General features: G+C 67.0%; 20 protein-coding genes. 4 read left to right on the forward strand and 16 right to left on the reverse strand.

The window, feature by feature from the left end; genetic code table 11:
- Window position 1: 1 nt before the first annotated feature.
- The 4 genes from O5M90_RS10580 to O5M90_RS10595 all read right to left on the reverse strand — a co-directional run bounded on the left by O5M90_RS10580 (window position 2) and on the right by O5M90_RS10595 (window position 3,568).
- Window positions 2-691, reverse strand: coding sequence for an amino acid ABC transporter permease (locus O5M90_RS10580; protein ID WP_137941194.1), 690 nt, complete (start codon window positions 689-691; stop codon window positions 2-4).
- The gene (locus O5M90_RS10585; RefSeq protein WP_137941295.1) at window positions 688-1,380 is read right to left on the reverse strand and encodes an amino acid ABC transporter permease; all 693 of its coding nucleotides are present in this window, start codon (window positions 1,378-1,380) and stop codon (window positions 688-690) included. The genes O5M90_RS10580 and O5M90_RS10585 overlap by 4 nt, the downstream gene beginning before the upstream one ends.
- Window positions 1,381-1,507: 127 nt before the next feature.
- Window positions 1,508-2,401 (reverse strand): amino acid ABC transporter substrate-binding protein, encoded by an 894-nt coding sequence (locus O5M90_RS10590; RefSeq protein WP_137941195.1) that lies wholly within the window; start codon window positions 2,399-2,401, stop codon window positions 1,508-1,510.
- A 249-nt stretch (window positions 2,402-2,650) separates the two neighbouring features.
- Window positions 2,651-3,568, reverse strand: coding sequence for a LysR substrate-binding domain-containing protein (locus tag O5M90_RS10595; protein ID WP_137941196.1), 918 nt, complete (start codon window positions 3,566-3,568; stop codon window positions 2,651-2,653).
- A gap of 159 nt (window positions 3,569-3,727) precedes the next feature.
- Here O5M90_RS10595 and O5M90_RS10600 point away from each other — a divergent pair, with 159 nt between their 5' ends.
- Window positions 3,728-4,375 carry a PEP-CTERM sorting domain-containing protein gene (locus O5M90_RS10600; RefSeq protein ID WP_269838602.1) on the forward strand — a complete coding sequence of 216 codons (648 nt, stop codon included), beginning with the start codon at window positions 3,728-3,730 and terminating at the stop codon, window positions 4,373-4,375.
- A 50-nt stretch (window positions 4,376-4,425) separates the two neighbouring features.
- Here O5M90_RS10600 and O5M90_RS10605 read toward each other — a convergent pair whose 3' ends face one another.
- Window positions 4,426-6,255 (reverse strand): ABCB family ABC transporter ATP-binding protein/permease, encoded by a 1,830-nt coding sequence (locus O5M90_RS10605; protein WP_269838601.1) that lies wholly within the window; start codon window positions 6,253-6,255, stop codon window positions 4,426-4,428.
- A gap of 120 nt (window positions 6,256-6,375) precedes the next feature.
- On the opposite strand from O5M90_RS10605, the gene O5M90_RS10610 reads away from it, so the two are divergent.
- Together O5M90_RS10610 and O5M90_RS10615 are read left to right on the forward strand one after the other, a co-directional pair.
- The gene (locus tag O5M90_RS10610) at window positions 6,376-6,750 is read left to right on the forward strand and encodes an acyl-CoA thioesterase (RefSeq protein WP_137941296.1); all 375 of its coding nucleotides are present in this window, start codon (window positions 6,376-6,378) and stop codon (window positions 6,748-6,750) included.
- Window positions 6,747-7,889 carry an NAD(P)/FAD-dependent oxidoreductase gene (locus tag O5M90_RS10615; RefSeq protein ID WP_269838600.1) on the forward strand — a complete coding sequence of 381 codons (1,143 nt, stop codon included), beginning with the start codon at window positions 6,747-6,749 and terminating at the stop codon, window positions 7,887-7,889. Before O5M90_RS10610 ends, O5M90_RS10615 begins: the two co-directional genes overlap by 4 nt.
- 7 nt (window positions 7,890-7,896) lie before the next feature.
- Here O5M90_RS10615 and O5M90_RS10620 read toward each other — a convergent pair whose 3' ends face one another.
- Window positions 7,897-10,128: a xanthine dehydrogenase family protein molybdopterin-binding subunit gene (locus O5M90_RS10620; RefSeq protein WP_269838599.1), complete on the reverse strand. Its 2,232-nt coding sequence runs from the start codon at window positions 10,126-10,128 to the stop codon at window positions 7,897-7,899.
- 13 nt (window positions 10,129-10,141) lie between these two features.
- Window positions 10,142-10,615, reverse strand: a complete 474-nt coding sequence (locus O5M90_RS10625; RefSeq protein ID WP_269838598.1) for a (2Fe-2S)-binding protein — start codon at window positions 10,613-10,615, stop codon at window positions 10,142-10,144.
- 180 nt (window positions 10,616-10,795) lie between these two features.
- On the opposite strand from O5M90_RS10625, the gene O5M90_RS10630 reads away from it, so the two are divergent.
- Complete coding sequence (locus O5M90_RS10630; protein WP_269838597.1) at window positions 10,796-11,689, forward strand: AraC family transcriptional regulator; 894 nt, start codon at window positions 10,796-10,798, stop codon at window positions 11,687-11,689.
- Here the strand turns inward: O5M90_RS10630 and O5M90_RS10635 are convergent.
- The 9 genes from O5M90_RS10635 to O5M90_RS10675 form a co-directional block, all read right to left on the reverse strand.
- The gene (locus O5M90_RS10635) at window positions 11,686-12,435 is read right to left on the reverse strand and encodes an SGNH/GDSL hydrolase family protein (protein WP_269838596.1); all 750 of its coding nucleotides are present in this window, start codon (window positions 12,433-12,435) and stop codon (window positions 11,686-11,688) included. The genes O5M90_RS10630 and O5M90_RS10635 overlap by 4 nt on opposite strands.
- Window positions 12,436-12,444: 9 nt before the next feature.
- Window positions 12,445-13,209, reverse strand: coding sequence for an enoyl-CoA hydratase (locus tag O5M90_RS10640; RefSeq protein ID WP_137941204.1), 765 nt, complete (start codon window positions 13,207-13,209; stop codon window positions 12,445-12,447).
- On the reverse strand, window positions 13,206-13,784 hold the full coding sequence (locus tag O5M90_RS10645) for a DUF1569 domain-containing protein (RefSeq protein ID WP_269838595.1): 579 nt from the start codon (window positions 13,782-13,784) through the stop codon (window positions 13,206-13,208). Before O5M90_RS10645 ends, O5M90_RS10640 begins: the two co-directional genes overlap by 4 nt.
- Window positions 13,781-14,638 (reverse strand): alpha/beta hydrolase family protein, encoded by an 858-nt coding sequence (locus O5M90_RS10650; protein WP_269838594.1) that lies wholly within the window; start codon window positions 14,636-14,638, stop codon window positions 13,781-13,783. Before O5M90_RS10650 ends, O5M90_RS10645 begins: the two co-directional genes overlap by 4 nt.
- 53 nt (window positions 14,639-14,691) lie before the next feature.
- Window positions 14,692-15,906: an acetyl-CoA C-acyltransferase gene (locus O5M90_RS10655; RefSeq protein WP_269838593.1), complete on the reverse strand. Its 1,215-nt coding sequence runs from the start codon at window positions 15,904-15,906 to the stop codon at window positions 14,692-14,694.
- Between the two features lie 66 nt (window positions 15,907-15,972).
- The gene (locus O5M90_RS10660) at window positions 15,973-18,369 is read right to left on the reverse strand and encodes a 3-hydroxyacyl-CoA dehydrogenase/enoyl-CoA hydratase family protein (protein ID WP_269838592.1); all 2,397 of its coding nucleotides are present in this window, start codon (window positions 18,367-18,369) and stop codon (window positions 15,973-15,975) included.
- Window positions 18,370-18,413: 44 nt separating this feature from the next.
- Window positions 18,414-18,854: a DUF2147 domain-containing protein gene (locus tag O5M90_RS10665; RefSeq protein ID WP_137941209.1), complete on the reverse strand. Its 441-nt coding sequence runs from the start codon at window positions 18,852-18,854 to the stop codon at window positions 18,414-18,416.
- A gap of 36 nt (window positions 18,855-18,890) precedes the next feature.
- On the reverse strand, window positions 18,891-20,681 hold the full coding sequence (locus tag O5M90_RS10670) for an acyl-CoA dehydrogenase C-terminal domain-containing protein (protein WP_269838591.1): 1,791 nt from the start codon (window positions 20,679-20,681) through the stop codon (window positions 18,891-18,893).
- A gap of 37 nt (window positions 20,682-20,718) precedes the next feature.
- A complete protein-coding gene (locus tag O5M90_RS10675; RefSeq protein ID WP_262970377.1) occupies window positions 20,719-21,405 on the reverse strand; it encodes a TetR/AcrR family transcriptional regulator in 687 nt (228 codons plus the stop codon).
- Window positions 21,406-21,645 lie beyond the last annotated feature (240 nt).

Consider the following 21,645-nt stretch of genomic DNA (forward strand, 5'->3'; position numbering starts at 1 on the left):
TCTAGCGAATGATGGCGATCTTCTTCTGCAGGCGACGCACCAGCATCGACAGGCTGAAACAGATCACGAAGTAGACGACGGCAGCCACCAGATAGGTCTCGACCGGCCGGTTGAAATTCTTGCCGGCGATCTCGAAGCCCTTCAGCAGATCGTAGGCGCCGATTGCATAGACCAGCGAGGTGTCCTGGAACAGGATGATGGTCTGTGTCATCAGCACCGGCAGCATATTGCGGAAGGCCTGGGGCAGCACCACCAGCTGCATGGTCTGGCGATAGCTCATGCCCATCGCATAGCCGGCATAGACCTGACCCTTGGGGACGCTCTGGATGCCGGCGCGCATGATCTCCGAGAAGTAGGCGGCCTCGAACACCGTGAAGGTGATGATGGCCGACAGCTCGGCGCGGTTGCTGGAACCCCACTCGCCGCCGACCGCAGCATAGAAGGCCGCAGGGATCAGCAGGAAGAACCACAGGATCACCATCACCAGCGGGATCGAGCGCAGCGTGTTGACATAGAAGGCGGCCGGCAGCACCAGCCACTTCTTGCCCGACAAGCGCATCAGCGCCAGCAAGGTGCCCAGCACGATGCCGCCAAAGGTCGCGATCAGCGTCAGCTCGACGCTGAAGATCAGGCCCTTGAGGATGAAGCTGGAGACGACGCTCCAGTCGAGGAAGGAAAAGTCGAGATTCATCGGCCACCTCCGAGGATGCCGGGCACCTGGACGCGCTGCTCGATGAAGAGCGCGATGCGGTTGATGGCGAAGGCCGAGACGAAGTACAGGCCGGTCACGGCCAGATAGACCTCAATGCCGCGCGAGGTTTCCTCCTGGGCCTGCATCGCGAACATGGTCAGCTCGGCGATCGAGACCGCGAAGGCCACCGAGGAGTTCTTGACGATATTCATGCTCTCGCTGGTCAGCGGCGGGATGACGATGCGAAACGCCATCGGCAGCAGCACATAGCGGTAGGTCTGCGGCAGCGTGAAGCCCATTGCCAGGCCGGCATAGCGCTGGCCGGTGGGCAGGCTCTGGATGCCGGCCTTGACCTGCTCGGCGATCCGCGCCGAGGTGAAAAAGCCCAGCGCGAACACCACCAGGATGAAGCTGGGCACCTCACGCAGCGGTGTGAACAGCGAAGGCAGCACGTGGTACCAGAGAAAGACCTGGACCAGCAGCGGGATGTTGCGGAACAGCTCGGTCCAGGCATTGCCCAGAGCCACCAGTCCCTTGCTCGGCGTGGTGCGCAGAATGCCCATCAGCGAGCCGACCACCAGAGCCACGATCAGGGCCAGCACGGCCACGCTGAGCGTCCATCCCCAGGCCGACAAGAGCCAGTCCAGGTAGGTGATGCTGCCGCCGCTGCCGAAGCAGCGCGGCACCATTTCCCCATCAATGGTGTCCTTGCAGAACACCTGCCAATCCCATGTAGCCACCGCTACCTCCGTCAAAAAATCGAGGCCGCCCGAACTGCGCCGAGCGGCCCCGTGTTGATGCCCTCAGGCCTTGCGTTTACTTCTTCGCGTAGTCTTCCATCGGCTTGTCATTGGGGTTGGCCCAGGCCGCCTTGGTGTTGTCATTGACCGGCATGCCGACCTTGGTGTTGGACGGCGGGATCGGCTGCTCGAACCACTTGGTCCACAGCTTGGCCAGCTCGCCGGACTTCATCATCGCCTTGATGCTGTCGTCCACCGCCTTCTTGAAGGCCGGGTCATCCTTGCGGATCATGATCGCGATCGGCTCGACCGACAGCACATCGCCGACCAGCTTGAAGTCGGCCGGGTTCTTGGCCTTCGCGATATTGCCGGCCAGGATGGCGCCGTCCATCACGAAGGCGTCGGCACGGCCCGACTCCAGCAGCAGGAAGCTGTCGGCGTGGTCCTTGCCGAACACTTCCTTGAAGTCCACACCGGTGGCGCGCTCGTTCTTGCGCAGGGTCTGGACCGAGGTGGTGCCGGTGGTGGTGGCGACGTTCTTGCCATTGAGCTGGGCGATCGAGTTGATGCCCGAATTGGCCTTGACGGCGATGCGCACTTCCTCGACGAAGGTGGTGACGGCGAAGGCCACATCCTTCTGGCGCGCCGCGTTATTGGTGGTCGAGCCGCACTCGATGTCGACGGTGCCGTTCTGCACCAGCGGGATGCGGTTTTGCGAGGTCACCGGCTGGTACTTGACGTCCAGCTTGGCCAGGCCCAGGGACTTCTGCACATCGGCCAGCACCTTGTGGCAGATCTCGACGTGGTAGCCGACAAACTTGCCATCGCCCAGCGTGTAGGACAGCGCGCCGGAGGACTCGCGCACACCCATCGTGACGGCGCCACTGTCCTTGATCTTCTTCAGCGTATCGGCCTGGGCCGACAGGGAAAAACCGGCAACGACGGCCAACACAAGCAATGTCTTTTTCATGGAAGCTCCTCTTTCAGAATCATTACGAGAACGCCAAGCAGATCACGGACCGGCCGAGCGCCGGGTACGGAGTTTCACGCATATCCGCCCTCCTGCCGCATTTGCAGCAAGATTTGAGCCACTATTTGCCGAGCACGCCGATGAAGGGCCGGACTCTAACGGTGCGTTCGCTGATCGCCCAATGCCGAATGCACGCACGGTTATGCAGCACACACATGAGGCTTCAGGGTTTTTCCTAGTTCCTAGCCCTCAGCTGCGCTGCGTCAGGTAATCCCACAGCGCCAGCGCCACCGGCTTGCTGCGCCGCGCCGCCTCGGGCCGTTCGCGGTAGATGCGCAGCTCCATGCTCAGCTCATACGAGCCCGGCGCGGTGGCCTGCACCAGACGTTTGGCTTTGAGTTCCTTCTTGACCGAGCTGGCCGGCAGGAAAGCCATGCCGTGGCCTTCCAGCGCCATCGCCTTCAGGCCCTCGGCCATATCGGTCTCGTAAATCGAATCGAGGTTCAGCGCCGTCGGCGAGTCCTTGACGACCAGCTCGACCAGCCGACCCAGATAGGCCCCGGAGGCATAGCTGAGGAACGGGATCTTCTGACCCGGATGCCCGGGCAGCGCGAACAGCGGCCGCCCCTGGGCATCGGCCTTGGCATAGGCGGCCAGGGTCTCGTGCCCCAGCGAGGCCATCTCGTAGCGCTCGGGGTCGAGCTGCAGCGGCTGGCTGGGGTGGTGGTAGACGATCAGCAGATCGCAGTTGCCCTCGCTGAGCTGCATCATCGCGTCGTGCACATTCAGCGCATTGAGGCGGCTCTTGACCGCGCCAAAGCGCTGGCGCAAGTCCATCAGCCAATGCGGAAAGAAGCTGAAGGCCAGCGAGTGCGGCACCGCGAACTCGATCATGTCCTGCCCCACCGCCTGGTGGCTGCGCAGCATATTGCGGGTGGCCTGCAGGCTGCCCAGCATCTCGACGGCCTGGCCCAGCAAGGTCTCGCCGGCGGCGGTCAGCCGGGTCGGGTAGGAACTGCGGTCCACCAGGTCGACCCCGGCCCAGGCCTCCAGCGCCTGGATGCGGCGCGAGAACGCCGGTTGAGTCACATGCCTGTGCTGAGCCGAGCGCGAAAAGCTGCGGGTCTCGGCCAGACTGACGAAATCTTCAAGCCATTTGGTTTCCACACTGCCCAGTGTAGCCCTGCGTCGCAGGCCCCTTGTTTGAGGTTCTCACCCCCCTAGGTAAAGGGGGGTGTGACGACACAATGTAACAAGGCTTGAGTACATTCGGGCGCGTAGTCCTCGAAGTTTGGCGTCCCCAACACCATCGAAGCGGAGCACCCCATGAGGCTCATCAAAGCACTGGCGGTAATTTCCCTGGTCGCGAGCGCGGCAGGCGCCGCCGCCGGCCCCATCAAGCTCACGTTCGATGGCCTGGGCCAGGCCGACAACACCTTGATGCGCGACCAGTACTCGGGCCAGGGCGTCAACTTCTTCTTCAACGCGGTGCTGGCCGGCGACAAGGGCTCCTACAGCAATATCGGCAATCGCCCCTCCGGCGACACCGTGCTGGGCCTGGTCGACCTCGATCCGGACCTGCCCGCCGCCGCCGCGTTCTGGGTCAATATCAAGGACGGCTTCGAGGACCTGCTGAGCCTGAGCTACCTCACCAACCAGAGCTCGGGTTCGCTGCGCATCTTCGACGGGCTCGATGGCCAGGGCAAGCTGCTGCGCGAGTTCAATCTGAGCAATGTCGTGCAGGAGAACTGCGGTGCCTTCTCGCTGTGCACCTGGCGCGACATCCGCACCGATTTCGAGGGCAAGGCCTACTCGGTGGTGTTCCAGGGCGGCAACCGGACCATGTTCTTCGATGACATGGTGTTCGGTGCCGCACAGCCGCCCGTCGATGTGCCCGAGCCGGCCAGCCTGGCCCTGGTCGCGGCCGGCTTCGGCGCGGCCCTGCTGGGCACGCGGCGCCGCCAGCGCGCCTGAGCGCAGCCCCGCGACCATAAGCAAGCCGCCACCCGGCGGCTTGTCTGCATTCAGGCCGGCGGCTCGGCAGCGCCGGACTGCTGCAGCCGCCACATCTGCGCATAGCGCCCGCCGCGCGCCAGCAGGTCCTCGTGATGGCCGCGCTCGATGATGACGCCCTGCTCCATCACCAGGATCTCGTGCGCATCGACCACGGTGGAGAGCCGGTGCGCGATCACCAGCACCGTCTTGTTCTGGCCCACCGCCTCCAGCTCGGCCTGGATCGCGCGCTCGTTGCGCGAGTCCAGCGCCGAGGTCGCCTCGTCGAAGATCAGGATCGGCGGGTTCTTCAGCAAGGTGCGGGCGATCGCGACGCGCTGCTTCTCGCCGCCGCTGAGTTTGAGCCCGCGCTCGCCCACCATGGTTTCGTAGCCCTTGGGCGTGGCCGCGATGAAGTCGTGGATATGGGCGGCGCGGGCCGCCCCCTCGACCTCCTCGCGCGAGGCACCGGGCCGGCCATAGGCGATGTTGTAGGCCACCGTGTCGTTGAACAGCACCGTGTCCTGCGGCACGATGCCGATCGCGCGGCGCAGCGAGCCCTGGCTGACGCCGCGCACATCCTGGCCGTCGATCAGGATGCGGCCGGCGTCGAGGTCGTAGAAGCGGTAGAGCAGGCGCGCCAGCGTGCTCTTGCCCGAGCCGCTGGGGCCGACCACGGCCACCTTCTTGCCGGCCGGGATCTCGAAGCTGAGGTTCTTCAGGATGGGCCGCGCGGCCTCGTAGGCGAAGCTGACGTTCTCGAAACGCACCGCCGCACCCGCGATGCGCAGCGCCGGCGCCCCTGGCGCATCGGCCACCTCGCGGTCGCGCTCCAAGAGCGTGAACATCTTGTCCAGATCGGTCAGGCTCTGCTTGATCTCGCGGTAGATCACGCCGAGAAAATTCAAGGGGATGTAGAGCTGGATCATGAAGGCATTGACCATCACCAGGTCCCCGAGGGTCATCGTGCCCGACACCACGCCCTGGGTCGCGCGCCACAGCATCGCGACCAGCGCGGTCGCGATGATCAGCTGCTGGCCGGTATTCAGCAGCGACAACGTGGACTGCGACTTCAGCTGCGCGCGGCGCAGCTTCTCCAGGCTTTCGTCATAGCGGCGCGACTCGAAGTCCTCGTTGTTGAAGTACTTGACCGTCTCGTAGTTCAGCAGCGAGTCGATCGCCTTGCTGTGCGCCACCGAGTCGAGCTCGTTGAGCTGCTTGCGGAACTTGGTGCGCCACTCGGTCACCAGCACGGTGAAGCTGACGTAGAGCACCAGGGCCGCGATCGTGATGCCGGCAAACCAGATGTCGTATTTGACGGCCAGCAGGCCCAGCACCAGGGTCACCTCGATCAGGGTCGGCACGATGCTGTAGAGCGAGTACGAGATCAGCGAGTGCACGGCCCGCGTGCCACGCTCGATATCGCGCGTCATGCCGCCGGTCTGGCGCTCCAGGTGGAAGCGCAGGCTCAGATCATGCAGATGGCGGAACACCTGCAGTGAGATGCTGCGCGCCGTGCCCTCGGTGGCCTTGGCGAAGATCAGCTCGCGCAACTCGGTGAACAGCGAGGTCATCAGGCGCAGCGCGCCATAGGCCAGCAGCAGGCCCAGCGGCAGCACCAGCAGGGCCTGCGGATCGCCGGGCTTCAGCGACAGGCTGTCGACCAGTTGCTTCAGCAGCAGCGGCACGCCGACATTGCTGAGCTTGGCGCCCAGCATGAAGCCCAACGCCAACCCGACCCGCCAGCGGTAGCGCCACAGATAGGGCAGCAGCTTGGCAATCGTCGCCCAGTCGGAGCGGGGCGGGGCCGGTGCGGCGGCGGGCTCGGGGCTGACGGCCGGGGTCGAGAGACTTGTGCGCATGTTTTTTGCTGGACATCGGACGGTCGCCGACAATGAGTCCAATTTTCCCAGGTATGCATCATGAGCCACGCTTCAAGCCCTTCCCCTGAAAACAACGCCACCCCCAGCAGCCAGCCCGGCATGCCGCGCGAGCTGGTGCTGCGTGTGATGCCGATGCCGGCCGATGCCAATGCCAACGGCGATATCTTCGGCGGCTGGATCATGGCCCAGGTCGATCTGGCCGGCTCGGTGCTGCCCAGCCGGGTCTCGCGCGGCCGGGTCGCGACGGTGGCGGTCAACGAGTTCATCTTCAAGCAACCGGTCTCGGTCGGCGACCTGCTGAGCTTTTACGCCCAGGTCAAGCGCATCGGCCGCACCTCGATCACGGTGCATGTCGAGGTGGTGGCCGAGCGCAACCCGGCCAACCCGCAGGTGGTCAAGGTCACCGAGGCGAACCTGACCTATGTGGCGATCGACCGCGACGGCAAGCCCCGGGTGTTTGCCGAACAGGTGTGAAAACTAGGGTCCTGATCCTCGGCGGCGGCGCCATCGGCAGCGCCATCGCCGCCCATCTGGGCGCCGAGCCGGGTTTCGAGATCTTCGTGCTGGAGCGCGACCCGAGCTATGCGCAGGCCTCCTCGGCCCTGTCCGCCGCATCGATACGCCAGCAGTTCTCGACCCCGCTGAACATCGCGCTGTCGCAGTACGGCCTGCAAGTGCTGCGCGCGGCCGGCGCCGAGGCCGGCTTGATCGAGCGCGGCTATCTCTATCTGGCCAGCCCGGCCGGTGCCCCTGACTTGCGCGAGCTGCATGCGCTGCAGACCGCCCATGGCGCCGACATCGCCCTGCTGGCCCCGACGCAGCTGAGCGAGCGCTGGCCCTGGCTGGCCACGCAAGACCTGGCCCTGGGCTCCTGGGGCCGCAGCGGCGAGGGCTGGTTCGACGGCTGGGGCCTGCTGCAGGCCTTGAAGCGCCAGGCCCAGGCCCTGGGCGTGCAGTATCTGAAGGGCGAGGCGCTGGCGCTGCGGCGCGACGCCAGCGGCGCCCTGGTCGGTGTCGAGACCGATACCGACCAGCGGCTGCACGCCGATCTATATGTGCTGGCCTGCGGCGCCTGGTCCGGCGCGCTGGCCGCCACTGCGGGCCTGGCCGTGCCGGTCAGTGGCAAGCGCCGCAGCGTCTACGCCTTTCGCACGCCCGAGCCGGCCGCCGACTGCCCGCTGGTGATCGATCCCTCGGGGCTGTGGTTCCGGCCCGAGGGTGAAGGCCAGTTCATCTGCGGCGGTCCGCCGCTGGGCGAGGACGCCGACGGCCTGCCGCTGGACCCCGAGCCCGGGCTGTTCGAAGAGCGGCTCTGGCCGGCGCTGGCCGCGCGCGTGCCCGGCTTCGAGAGCCTGCGCCCGCAGCGCGCCTGGGCCGGCTACTACGAGATGAATGCCTTCGACCACAACGGCCTGGTCGGCCCGCTCGACGCCTGCCCCAACCTGCTCTTGGCCTGCGGCTTCTCGGGCCACGGCCTGCAGCACGCGCCGGGTGTCGGCCGCGGCCTGGCCGAGTGGATCGCGCACGGCGAGTACCGCAGCCTGGACCTGAGCCCGCTGACACCCAATCGCATCGCGGCGGGCCGCCCCTATCTGGAACTCAATGTGATCTGAATCGGGCTCAGGCCAGCTTGAAGGGCAGCTCGCGCAGCGGCTTGCCCGTCAGGCGCGTGATCGCGTTGGCAAAGGCCGGGGCCAGCGGCGGCAGGCCCGGCTCGCCCATGCCGGTGGGCGGCTCGGCGCTGGGCACCACATGGACGGCGATCTGCGGCATGTCGGTGATGCGCGGCACCGCGAAGTCGCCGAAATTGCTCTGCTCGACCACGCCGTCCTTCAGCGTGATCGCAGCCCCCGGTAGGCACATCGACAAGCCCATCAGCGCCGCACCCTGCACCTGCGCCTCGATGCTGCGCGGATTGACCGCCAGATTGCAGTGCACGCCGGCGGTGACGCGGTTCAGCAGCGGCTGGCCGTCCTTCAGCGAGGCCTCCACCACATAGGCCACCACGGTGCTGAAGGACTCGTGCACCGCGACGCCCCAGGCGCGGCCGGCCGGGAGCTGCTTCTTGCCATAGCCGCTCTTGTCGACCGCCAGCTGCAGCGCGGCGCGGTGGCGCGGGTGCTTGTCGCCAATCAGGCGCAGGCGGTAGGCCACCGGGTCCTGCTTGGTCGCACGGGCGATCTCGTCGAGCAGGGTCTCCATCACATAAGCGGTGTGGGTCGAGCCCACGCTGCGCCACCACAGCACCGGCACGTTCACCTTGGGATGATGCACCGTCAGCCGCATAGGCAGCGGATAGGGCTCGCGCAAGCCCTCGGTGGCCGTGCCGTCGATGCCGTTCTTGACCATGAACTGGCCGAACACGGTGCCCGTCGTGATGGACTGGCCGACCAGCACATGGTCCCAGGCCAAGACATTGCCGCGCTCGTCGAAGCCGATGCGGGCGCGGTGCAGATGCATGGGCCGGTAGTAGCCGCCCTTGATGTCGTCCTCACGGCTCCACAGCGTGCGGATCGGCGCGTCCAGGCCGGCGGCCCGGGCGGCCTTGGCGACGTTGCAGGCCTCGACCACATAGTCGCTCGACCCGACAAAGCGCCGGCCGAAGCCGCCGCCGGCCATCTGCACCTGCATCGTCACCTGCTCGGGCTTCAGCCCCAGCACGCCGGCCGCCGCGGCCGCGTCCAGGCCCGGGCACTGCGTGCCGACCCACAGCTCGGCGCGGTCCTTGCCGAGGCTGACCGTGCAGTTCAGCGGCTCCATCGGCGCATGGGCCAGGTAGGGAAAGACGAACTCGGCCTCCAGCTGGCGCGGGGCCGTGGCCAGCGGCGCCATGTCGGCGTCGAAAGCGCGCGCGCCGGGCTGCTTCGCCAGCTCGCGGTACTGGGCCAGCAGCTTTTCGCTGTCGACCTTTTCGACGGTGCTGGTGTCCCAGTCCAGCTTCAGCGCCTCGCGCCCCTGCTTGGCTGGCCAGTAGCCCTCGGCCACCACGGCCACGCCCTCGCCGCCCTGGTCCACCGGGATGCGCAGCACCGCCTTGACGCCCTTGATCGCCCGCGCCGCGCTGTCGTCCAGCGAGCGCAGCCGGGCGCCGAACACCGGTGGGTGTGCGACCACGGCGGTCAGCTGGCCGGGCAGCCGGGTGTCGATGCCGAAGTCCTGCCGGCCGCTGCTCTTGGCGCGGGCGTCCAGCCGCGTCGTCGCACGGCCGATCAGGCGGAAGTCCTTGGGGTTCTTCAGCGTGACCTGCTCGGGCACCGGCAGCGCCATCGCGGCCTCGGCCAGCGCGCCATAACCCAGCTTGCGGCCGTCGGCGGCGATCACCTGGCCGGCCTGGGTGCGCAGCGTGGCCACATCGACATTCCAGCGTGCGGCGGCGGCGCTCAGCAGCATCGCGCGGGCGCGTGCGCCCAGCTCGCGGTACTGCGTGTAGCTGTTCTTGATCGAGTTCGAGCCGCCGGTCATGTGCAGGCCGAACAGCGGGTCGAGGTAGGCCGGGTCGCTGGAGCCGTTGCGGCTGCGTACCAGGCCCCAGTCGGCGTCCAGTTCCTCGGCCAGAATCATCGGCAGGCCGGTCTGCACACCCTGGCCGAACTCCAGCCGATTGATGGTGACCGTGACCTCGCCATTGGGCGCGATCTGCACAAAGGCCGAGGGTTGCTGTGTCGGCTTCAGTCCGGCCGCGGCGGGGGCTTGCGCGCTGGCCAGCAGCGGGTAGGCACCGAGCGCCAGGCCACCGGCGCCGGCGAGCTTCAGAAAGCTGCGGCGCGGCAGCGCGAGGGTAGATTCGTCGGCAGCGTCGCGTTCCAGCAGGTCTTGCAGCGCGCGCGGCATCTCAAGCGTGTGGTTCAACATGGTGGGCGCTCCTTCAGGCCAGGGTCTTGGCGGCATCGGCCACCGCGGCACGGATGCGGGCATAGGTGCCACAGCGGCAGATATTGCCGGCCATCGCGCCGTCGATCTCGGCGGCCGTGGGCTTCTTGCCTTTGGGCAGCGACTTCAGAAAAGCCGTCGCGCTCATGATCTGGCCGCTCTGGCAGTAGCCGCACTGGGCCACGTCATGCTTGACCCAGGCCGCATGCACCGCCGCGCCGACCTTGTCGCTGCCATCGGTCGTGGCCTCGATGGTGCGGATCTTCTTGCCCTCGGCCGCCGAGATCGGCGTGATGCAGGCGCGGATCGCCTGGCCGTCCAGATGCACGGTGCAGGCGCCGCACAGCGCCGCGCCGCAGCCGAACTTGGTGCCGGTCATGCCCAGCGTGTCGCGCAGGGCCCAGAGGATGGGGGTGCCGGGATCGGCGTCGACCGCGTGATCGCGGCCATTGACATTGAGGGTGCTCATCGCTGGGGCTCCGTCGGTAGGGAATGGCGGCCAGTGTCCGCGCCCGGCGTCGGCAGCGCTTGCCCGTTCCGACGCTTGTCTTGCCAATTTCGATGTTCCGTCGCCGGATCCGTCAGCTGCCGCTCGCGCCGGCGCTACAGTGGCTTGGCCTCGACCCCTCTGCTGCACAACACCCCGCCCATGACCATTGCCCGCCTGGCCCAGGAGATCGGCAAGATTGCCCGAACTGACGGCAGTCACCCAAGCGCTGTGGCCGCGCTGAGCGTCCACAGGCTCAGCGCCAGGAGCGATCCCCTGCCCTGCTTCTACGAGCTGGGCCTGGCCGTCATCGCACAGGGCGCGAAGCAGGTGACGCTCGGCGAACAGGTGATGAGCCTCGGTCCGGGCCAGTCCCTGCTGACGACCGTGGATCTGCCGGTGCTCGCCCAGATCACCCGGGCCGACCTGGCCGAGCCTTTTCTGGGCCTGATGCTCAAGCTCGATGCCCGCCACATCCTGCAGCTGGCCGCTCAGATGGAACTGCCGGCGCTGCCGCGCGAGCAAGCCCCCGGCGCCGTCTCGCTGAGCCCGCTGGACCAGCCGCTGCTCGATGCGATGGTCCGCCTGCTGCAGTTGCAAGACGAGCCTCAGCTGTGCGCCAGCCTGGCGCCGCTGATACAGCAGGAGATCCTGGTGCGACTGCTGAGCGGCCCGCATGGTCCCTATCTTCGGCAGCTGGTGGCGGCGGGCTCGCCCAGCCACCAGATCGCGCAGGCCATGGCCTGGCTGAAACAGAACTTTGTCCACGATGTGCTGATGGACGAGCTGGCCGCGCGGGTGCATATGAGCCCCTCGACCTTCCGGCTGCACTTTCGCAACCTCGCCGGCATGAGCCCGCTGCAGTACCAGAAGCAGCTGCGCCTGCAGGAGGCGCGGCTGCTGATGCTGAACCAGGCGCTGGACGCCGGCAGCACGGCCGCGCGCGTGGGCTACGAGAGCGCCTCTCAGTTCAGCCGCGACTACAGCCGCTTGTTCGGCGCCCCGCCGCAGCGCGACATCCAGCGCATGCGGCGCCTGCCGGCCGACGGAGCCTAGCGGCGCGGCGGCTTTCCCCACTCCCTCACCAGCCGCTCCGCCAGCGCCTCGGCCCAGGCCGCATAGCCGGCCGGGTTGGGGTGGAAGCCGTCGCGCGCCATCAGGCGCACGGCGGCCTTGCCATGCAGATGGGCCGGCAGGGCCTGCATGCCGCGCCGGGGCTGGGCCAGCAGGTGGCGGCCCAGCGCGCGGTTCATGCGCAGGGCCTGGGCCCCCATCAGCCAGCGCAGCGGCTGCGGCAGCAGCGGAAAGCTGTGCATCGGCGGCACCGCGCTGTGCAGCGTGAAACGCGGCGCGGCGGCGCGCTGCTGCAGCAGGTCATCGATCTGGTCGAGCTGCTGCAGCCAGCGCCGGGGCGAGAGCTGGCCGACCACATCATTGACGCCCAGCGCCGTCACCACCACATCGGCCGGGAAGATCTCGCTGACGCGCAGATGCTCGAGCGCATTGGCCGTCGTGTGGCCGCTGCGGGCCAGCACCTGCCAGCGCACCATGCCGCCCAGGCGCCGCGCCAGGGCCCGGCTCAGATGGCCGGCCAGCGCCTCGTCCTGGCTCGGCGCGCCGACACCGGCGGCGGACGAATCGCCGACGATCAGCAGGCGCAGCACCAGCGGGCCCTCGCCGGTCACGCCAGCCCGCTGGCCCTCGGCCTCGGGCAGGCGCAGGGCCTGGCGCCGCACGCGCGCGCCCTGCCACAGCAGCAGCGGCGCCAGCGCCAACCGCACGATAGGCGCGAGCTGCAACATGCCGAGGGCTTACTCGAACTTGCTGAAGTCCGGCTGGCGCTTCTGGAAGAAGGCCTGGAAGGCTTCCATCGCCTCGGGGCTGCGCAGGCGGGCGCCGAAGATCTCGGCCTCGGTCTTGATCGTCGCCAGCACGGCCTCGGCCTGCGGCGCGCGCATCAGACGCTTGCTCTCACGCACCGCGCTGGGGGCCAGCTTGTTGAAGCGCTCGGCCACGCGGCGCGCATGGTTGACGACCTCGCCGGCCGGCAGCACCGCATTGGCAATGCCGCACTCGACCGCCTGCTCGCCGGTAAAGGGGTCGCCCAGCAGCAGCTTCTCGGCCGCGCGGCGGTTGCCCATCAGCTGCGGCACCAGCAGGCTGGAAGCGAACTCGGGCACCAGGCCCAGGCTGACGAAGGGCATGGCCAGACGGGCGTCGTCGGCAACGAAGACGAAATCGCAGTGCAAGAGCATGGTGGTGCCGATGCCGATGGCACCGCCGGTCACGGCGGCAATCACCGGCTTGTCGCAGCCCAGCAGCGCGCGCATGAACTGGAACACCGGGGCGTCCTCGCCCGAGCGCGGGCGGGCCATGAAGTCCTCGAGATCGTTGCCCGAGGTGAAGATGCCGGGCTGGCCGTAGATCAGCACGGCGCGAACCTCGCCGGCCGTGGCGGCCGCGTTGATCGCATCGGCCATCTGCTGGTACATGTCCGAGGTCAGCGCGTTCTTCTTCTCGGGGCGGGCGATTTCGATGCTGGCCACGCCGTTGACGATGGCGGTCTTGATGGTCATGTCGGGGTCTCCTTGGAATGGATGTGATTGTCGGGGTTCGCGGCGGCCCGGGCCGTGGCCGTGAGCGCCTGCACCTGGGTCCAGTGGTTGGCCAGGTGCATCAGGTGGGCGCGCTGGTATTCGGCGCGGTCCAGCTGGCCATAGGCGAAATGTGGCTTGAACTGGCCTTTGTGCGCGCTGAAGGCCTGCATCGCGTCCAGCAGGCGTTGCACCGCGATCTTCAGGCCTTGCTCGGGATCGAGCGCGGGCGCACCGGGAATCGGCTCGGCAAGATCGTGGCTCATCTGGCCACGGGCGTCGAACACCGCGAAGGCGGTTCGGCCCAGCGTCTGCTGGAACAGCGCGCTCCTGGCTTCGGGATAGCCCTGGATCGAGAACTCGATGCTTTGCGCCAGATGCTGCAGCAGCTGCGGCAGGCTCCAGCGCTCGTGCGCCAGATGGTGCTGGCGCAACATCAGCTCCAGCACCGACTCGCGGGCCTGCTGCCAGCTGCTGAAGCCGGGCGAGAGCTCGCCGGCGCAGCCGCTCAGCAGCAGCGGCGAGGCGCAAGCCAGCAGCAGATGGCGGCGCTTCATCTCAGCCAGGCCGGCACCTGCGGCCACAGGCTGGCCTCGAAGTGCTTGCGAAAGAAACCGAAATGGCCGATGCGGCGTGCGCCGACGTCCTTCGGTGCGATGCGGCGCAGCTCGGGGCTGGCACCGGCATAGAAGCCGTGCAGCGACTCGGTGTTGCGGCGGGACATGAACTCGTCGTCGGTGAAGGCCAGCGACAACATCGGCGTGCGCAGCGCGGCGTAATGGGCACGCAGCGCCTCGCCACCCTCGCCCATCATGTAGCCGGGGTCCAGGCACCAGCGCCGCCACTGCGCCATCACGCCGCGCGGCAGATCGCCCACCTTGCGCAGCTTGCGGCCCGGGAAATAGCCGAACAGCGGCAGGGCGAGCGGCACGACGACATACCAGAGCCACCAGACATAGCGCCTCAGGCCCGCCGAGTTCTCGCGCCAGTAGCCGCTGCCGCAGCCGACGGTGATCGCGCGGCTGACACGCTCGCGGTTGGGCAGCAGGCCGAGAATCTGACCGCCCAGGCTGTGGCCCAGCCAGTGAACCGGTGTCGTCTCGCTGCCCAGGCGGCGCGACAACTCATCCAGCGCGGCGGCAGCATCGCGCTCGGCCCAGGTGCGGATGTCCGCGTCCAGGCCCTTCAGCGAGCGCCGCATCTCGGCCGGCCGCGAAGCGCCCATGCCGCGATAGTCGAAGCTCAGCACCAGCCAGCCCTGCGCCGCCATCCAGTGGGCGAAGTCGGCGTAATAGCGCTGCTCCACGCCCATGGCCGGCGCGATCAGCAGGCCGGCCCTGGCCGTGGCTGCATTGCCATACAGATGGCCCTTCAGTTCAAAGCCGTCGCCGGCGCGGAAGCTGATCGTCATGCTGCGGAACTCCCCAGCGAAAGCGCGGCCGAGGCCGCGCTTGTCAGGAACGCTTACAGGCGTTCGATGATGCCGGCCGCACCCTGGCCGGCGCCGACGCACATGGTCACCATGCCGTACTTGGCGCCGGTGCGGCGCAGGCCGTGGATCACCGAGGCGGCGCGGATCGCACCGGTGGCGCCGAGCGGGTGGCCCAGCGCGATCGCGCCACCGTTCGGGTTGACCTTCGTGCGGTCCAGCACGATGCCCTTGCTGTCCAGATCGTTCAACACGGCCAGTGACTGGGCGGCGAAGGCCTCGTTCAGCTCGATCCAGCCCAGGTCCTGGGCCGAGATGCCGGCCAGCTTCAGCGCGGCCGGGATGGCCTCGATCGGGCCTATGCCCATGATCTCGGGCGGCACGCCGCGCACCGCGAAGCTGACGAAGCGGGCCAGCGGGGTCAGGCCGAAGCGCTTGACCGCGGCTTCAGAGGCGACGATCAGCGCGCCGGCGCCGTCCGAGGTCTGCGAGCTGTTGCCGGCGGTGACGCTGCCCTTGGCGGCGAACACCGGCTTGAGCTTGGCCAGGCCCTCGGGCGAGGTGTCCTTGCGCGGACCTTCGTCGGTGTCGACGATGCGCTTCTTCAGGTTCACCGAACCATCAGCCAGATTGGGCGAACGCTCAAGGATCTCGAAGGGCGTCATCTCGTCCTTGAAGTGGCCGGCCTCGATGGCGGCCAGCGCGCGGCGGTGCGACTCCAGCGCGAACTCGTCCTGGGCCTCGCGGCTGATCTTCCACTGCGCGGCCACCTTCTCGGCGGTCAGGCCCATGCCATAGGCCAGGCCGATGTTCTCGTCGCGTTCAAAGATCGCGGGAGGCAGGCTGGGCTTGTTGCCGCCCATCGGCACCATGCTCATCGACTCGACGCCGCCAGCGATCATCACCTCCGATTCGCCGATGCGGATGCGGTCGGCCGCCATCGCCAGCGCGGTGATGCCCGAGGCGCAGTAGCGATTCACCGTGACGCCGCCGACCGTGTTCGGCAGGCCGCTCAGCACGGCCGCGACGCGGGCGATATTCATGCCCTGCTCGCCCTCGGGGAAGGAGCAGCCGATGATGGCGTCCTCGATCACCTTGGGGTCAAGACCCGGCACCTGGGCCAGCGCGGCCTGGATGGCGCGGCTCAGCATCTCGTCCGGACGGGTGTTCTTGTAATAACCCCGGCCCGACTTGCCGATGGGCAGGCGGGTGGCGGCGCAGATATAGGCTTCTTGAACTTGCTTGCTCATGATGTGTTCCAGTCAGTTGGGGACAGAGCTACTCGCGTTGCTCGCGCGGTCTGTCCCGCAAGGTCATTAGTTCCGAACCGGCTTGCCGGTCTGCAGCATGCCCATGATGCGTTCCTGGGTCTTGGGGTGCTCCAGCAAGCTGCAGAAGTGCTTGCGCTCCAGCGACATCAGGTATTCCTCGTCGACCAGCGAACCGGCTTCGACCTCGCCACCGCAGACCACATCGGCAATCAGGGCCGCCAGGTGGTAGTCGTGGGCGCTGATGAAGCCGCCATCGCGCATATTGGCCAGCTGGCCCTTGATGGTGGCGATGCCCGAACGGCCGGCCACCGGGAACAGCGCCTTCAGCGGCGGACGGTAGCCCGACTCGAACATGGACTTGGCCTGGCTGGAGGCGACGTGCAGCAGCTCGTCCTTGTTCGGCACGACGATGTCGCTGTCCAGCAGGAAGCCGTTCTTCTTCGCTTCCAGCGCCGAGGTCGCGACCTTGGCGGTGGCGGCGGTCGTGAAGCCGTCCTTCAGGAAGGCGAAGATGTCCGCGTCGGCATTGCCGGCCTTGGCCATCTCGGCCGCACGGCGGGCGATATAGGTCAGACCGCCGCCACCGGGGATCAGGCCGACGCCCACTTCCACCAGGCCCACATAGCTTTCCATATGCGCGACACGGCGCGCGCAATGCACGGCCAGCTCGGCGCCGCCGCCCAGGGCCAGGCCGCGCATCGCGGCAACCACCGGCACATTGGCGTAGCGGATGCGCAGCATCATGTCCTGCAGCTTCTTCTCCTCCGGCGCGATGCCCTTGGCACCCGACTTCATGAAGACCGGCATCAGCGCTTCGAGGTTGGCACCGGCCGAGAACACATCGTCCGGGCTCCAGATCACCAGGCCCTTGTACTTCGCCTCGGCGATCTCGACGGCCTTCAAGAGGCCCTCGGTCACGGTGGGGCTGATCAGGTGCAGCTTGGCGGTGATCGAGGCGATCAACACCTCGCCGTCCAGGCTCCAGACGCGGATCTCTTCGTTCTTGAACTCCTCGGTGCCCGCCTTCAGCGGCTCGGCCGCGCCCTCGCCCACCAGGGACTCGGGGAAGGCCTGGCGCTCATAGACCGGCAGCTTCGGCTTCGCCTTGAACTTGCCCTCAGCTGCGCTCCAGGAGCCATTGGCGCTGTGCACGCCGCCGTTCTCGGCCACCGGGCCTTCGGTCACCCAGGCGGGCAGCGGAGCGCTGGACAGGGTCTTGCCCTCGGCGATGTCGGCCGAGATCCACTCGGCGACCTGCTTCCAGCCGGCGGCCTGCCACAGCTCGAACGGGCCCTGGCTGCTGCCGAAGCCCCAGCGCATTGCGAAGTCGATTTCGCGCGCGGTATCGGCCACGGTGTTCAGGTGCACGGCGGCGTAGTGGAAGCTGTCGCGCAGGATGGACCACAGGAACTGGGCCTGCGGGTTGCTCGACTCGCGCAGCAGCTTGATGCGGTCGGCGGCGGGCTTCTTCAGCATGCGGGCGACGATGTCGTCGGCCTTCTTGCCGCCGGCGACGTACTCACCGGTGGCGAAATCGAGGCGCTGGATGTCCTTACCGACCTTTTTGTAGAAGCCGGCACCGGTCTTCTGGCCCAGCGCGCCCTTCTCGATCAGCGCGGCCAGCACCTTGGGTGTGGCATAGGTCGAATAGAAGGGGTCGTCCTTCAGGTTGTCCTGCATGGTCTTGACGACATGGGCCATGGTGTCCAGGCCCACGACGTCGGCGGTGCGGAAGGTGCCGCTGGAGGCGCGGCCCAGCTTCTTGCCGGTCAGGTCGTCCACCACGTCGACCGACAGGCCGAACTTCTCGGCCTCGATCATCGTGGCCATCATGCCGGCGATGCCGACGCGGTTGGCGACGAAATTGGGCGTGTCATTGGCGCGCACCACGCCCTTGCCGACGGCGGTGGTGACGAAGCTCTCCAGCTGGTCGATGACTTCCGGACGGGTGGTCGGCGTGTTGATCAGCTCGACCAGGTACATATAGCGCGGCGGGTTGAAGAAATGGATGCCGCAGAAACGCGGCTTGATTTCTTCGGGCAGCACTTCGCTGAGCTTGGTAATCGACAGGCCCGAGGTGTTGGACGCGACGATCGCGTGCGGAGCGATGAAGGGGGCGATCTTGGTGTAGAGATCGAGCTTCCAGTCCATACGCTCGGCGATGGCCTCGATGATCAGGTCGCAATCCTTCAGCAGCTCCAGATGCTCCTCGTAGTTGGCCTGCTGGATCAGCGCGGCGTTCTCCGGCACGGCCAGCGGCGCGGGCTTGAGCTTCTTCAGGCCCTCGACGGCCTTGCTGACGATGCCGTTCTTGGCACCTTCCTTGGCCGGCAGGTCGAACAGCACGACCGGCACCTTGACGTTGACCAGGTGCGCAGCGATCTGCGCGCCCATCACGCCAGCGCCGAGCACGGCGACTTTGCGAACTTGGAATCGACTCATGGTTTGCATTCCTTCAGAAAAATGGGCATCGAGGGCGCTGCGGCTCACTCGACGCGAATCCAGGTCTGGGTGCGGCCCAGCATGGGCATGCCGACATAGCCGCGCACTTCGAGCTTCTTGCCGCCCTCGATGGGCTTGATGCGGACCTTGTAGATCTTGCCGTCATTGGGATCGAGGATCTCGCCGCCGTCCCACAGCTCGGCATCGTCGGCGTTCTTCTTGACGTTGCGAACAATGGTCAGGCCGATCAGGGGCTGGTCCTTGCGGTCGTCGGCGCATTTGTCGCATTTGGACTCCTGCTTGGCGGGATCGACGATCTTCTCGATCTTGGCGCTGAAGACACCGGCGCTCTCGCTGATGCGCACCAGCGATTTCTCCTGCTTGGTCTTGTCATCGATGGTCTTCCACAGCCCGCTGGGCGTGGCTTGGGCCAGGGCGATGCCCGAGAGCAGGCTCAGGATGGTGGCAGCAACAAGCGATTTCATGGTGTCTCCTTTATGGCGTTATTGAAATCAAGAAAATCAGAACAGCGCTTCGTCCATCTCCATCAGCGGGTTCAGGCCGGCGCGCGCGGTGCGGATCAGCGAGGCGGTCTCGGGCAGCAGCTTCGCAAAATAGAAGCGCGCCGTCGAGAGCTTGGCGGTGTAGAACGGGTCGCCCGAGTCCTTTTTCTCCAGCGCGATCTTGGCCATGCGGGCGAAGAAGTAGGCAAAGGTCAGATGGCCGACGACGCGCAGATAGTCCACCGCTGCGGCACCCACCTCGTCGGGGTTGCCAAAGGCCTTCATGCCGATCTCGGTGGTCAGCTTGGTGACCTTGTCGCCGATATCGGCCAGCGGGTTGATGAACTCCTGCATCGCCTCGTTCGTGCCCTCTTCCTCGACGAAGGCGGCGATCTTCTTGCCGAACTTCTTCAGCGTGGCGCCGTTGTTGGACAGGATCTTGCGGCCCAGCAGGTCCAGCGACTGGATCGTGTTGGTGCCTTCGTAAATCATGTTGATGCGGGCATCGCGCACATATTGCTCCATGCCCCACTCGTGGATGAAGCCATGGCCGCCAAAGACCTGCAGGCAGTGCGAGGTGGCGATCCAGCCGTTGTCGGTGATGAAGGCCTTGATGATGGGGGTCAGCAGCGCGACCTCGGCCTCGCATTCCTTGCGCTCGTCCTCGTCGTCCGAGCTCAGCGCCTTGTCCAGCTGCAGGCCCACATAGGTGTTCAGCGCGCGGCCGCCCTCGGCATAGGCGCGCGCGGTCAGCAGCATCTTGCGCACATCGGGGTGCACGATGATGGGGTCGGCCGGCTTGTCCAGCGCCTTCGGGCCGCTCAGCGCGCGCATCTGGATGCGATCCTTGGCGTAGGCCACGGCGTTCTGGTAGGCCACCTCGGTCAGGCCCAGCGACTGGTTGCCCACGCCCAGGCGGGCGGCGTTCATCATCACGAACATCGCGGCCAGGCCCTTGTTGGGCTGACCGACCAGGGTGCCGACGGCGCCGTCCAGCACGATCTGTGCGGTGGCATTGCCGTGGATGCCCATCTTGTGCTCCAGGCCGCCGCAATAGACCGGGTTGCGCTCGCCCAGGCTGCCATCGGCATTGACCTTGAACTTAGGCACCACGAACAGCGAGATGCCCTTGGAGCCCTCGGGCGCCTCCGGCAGGCGGGCCAGCACCAGGTGGATGATGTTGTCGGCCATATCGTGCTCGCCGGCCGAGATGAAGATCTTCTGGCCGGTGATCTTGTACGTGCCGTCGGCCTGCGGTTCGGCCTTGGTGCGCAGCAGGCCCAGATCGGTGCCGCAATGCGGCTCGGTCAGGCACATGGTGCCGGTCCACTCGCCGCTGGTCAGCTTGGGCAGATAGGTGGCCTTCTGCTCGGGCGTGCCATGGGCATGCAGGGCCTCGTAGGCGCCATGGCTCAGGCCCGGGTACATGGTCCAGGCCTGGTTGGCCCCGTTCAGCATCTCATAGAAGCCCTGATTCACGATCACCGGCAGACCCTGGCCGCCGTACTCGGGATCACAGCCCAGCGCCGGCCAGCCGCCCTCGACGTACTGCTTGTAGGCTTCCTTGAAACCCTTGGGCGTGGTCACCTCATGGGTGCTCTTGTCCAGGGTGCAACCTTCGGCGTCGCCCGACAGGTTCAGCGGCGCGATCACCTCCGCCGCGAACTTGCCACCCTCTTCCAGCACCGCATTGATGGTGTCGGCGTCGATGTCGGCATGGGCCGGCAGCATCTTGAGCTCATCGACCACGTTCAGCAGCTCGTGCATCACGAACTTCATGTCGCGCAGCGGTGGGTTGTACTGGGGCATGTCTAACTCCTCGGTTTCGATTCAATTCAGAACGGGTTCAGGTCTGGGGCCGCTTGCCGGTTTTCTTGGCGGCGGCCGCCGCGGATTTGCTGCCGGCGGCCTGCAGGCCTTCGGGCGTGGCATAGAAATTCACGATGCGCTCGAAGCCGACGCCGGCACGCTCCAGCGCGCCGGGTCGGCGCAGAAAGCGCGCATCGTGGTGCAGGGACAGGATCAGCCCGTGCAGCTCAAACAAGATCTGTTCCACATCGGCATCGGCGCGCAGATGGCCGGCGTCCAGCGCCAGCACGATGGCCTTGTGCAGCGCCGCGTGCCAGGCCTTGACCATGCTGACCAGGGCGTCGCGCACCGGGCCGGGCCGGTCGTCGAACTCGACCGCGCCGCTGATGTAGATGCAGCCCGAGTCGATTTCCACCGAGACCCGGCGCACCCAGTGCTCGTAGAGCGCGCGCAGCCTCGGCAGGCCGCGCGGCTCGCGGATCGCGGTGAAGAACACCTCTTCCTCGAACTTGGCGTGATATTCCATCACCACCGCGATCTGCAACTCCTCGCGTGAGCCGAAATGGGCGAACACGCCGGACTTGCTCATCTTGGTGACGTCGGCGAGCGCGCCGATCGACAAGCCCTCCAGCCCCATATGCGAGGCCAGGCCCAGGGCCGCCTCCAGGATGGCGGCGCGGGTCTGCTGGCCTTTTTGCAGGGAGCGCACGCCGCGGCGAGGCATCTCGTCGCCGTCGGTGGGCTTGGGGCTGGGCAGGGCGGACACGGTGCGGGGGACTCTGTGGAATTCGCTGGAAAGCCGAATAATAAAACGAACGGTCGTTCTATTTTGCAGAAATCGACAGAAGGCCGTGCAAGTATTCGTGGCGATTTCTAGAGCCGCCCGCCTAGAAGTTCACGCCATCCCGCCAGTCTGGGTCGCGCAGATGTCAGGCCGTTGACGCTGTGGCCGCCGGCGCACAGC

The sequence above is a fragment of the Paucibacter sp. M5-1 genome, from assembly GCF_027498415.2.
Lineage (GTDB): Bacteria > Pseudomonadota > Gammaproteobacteria > Burkholderiales > Burkholderiaceae_C > Roseateles_E.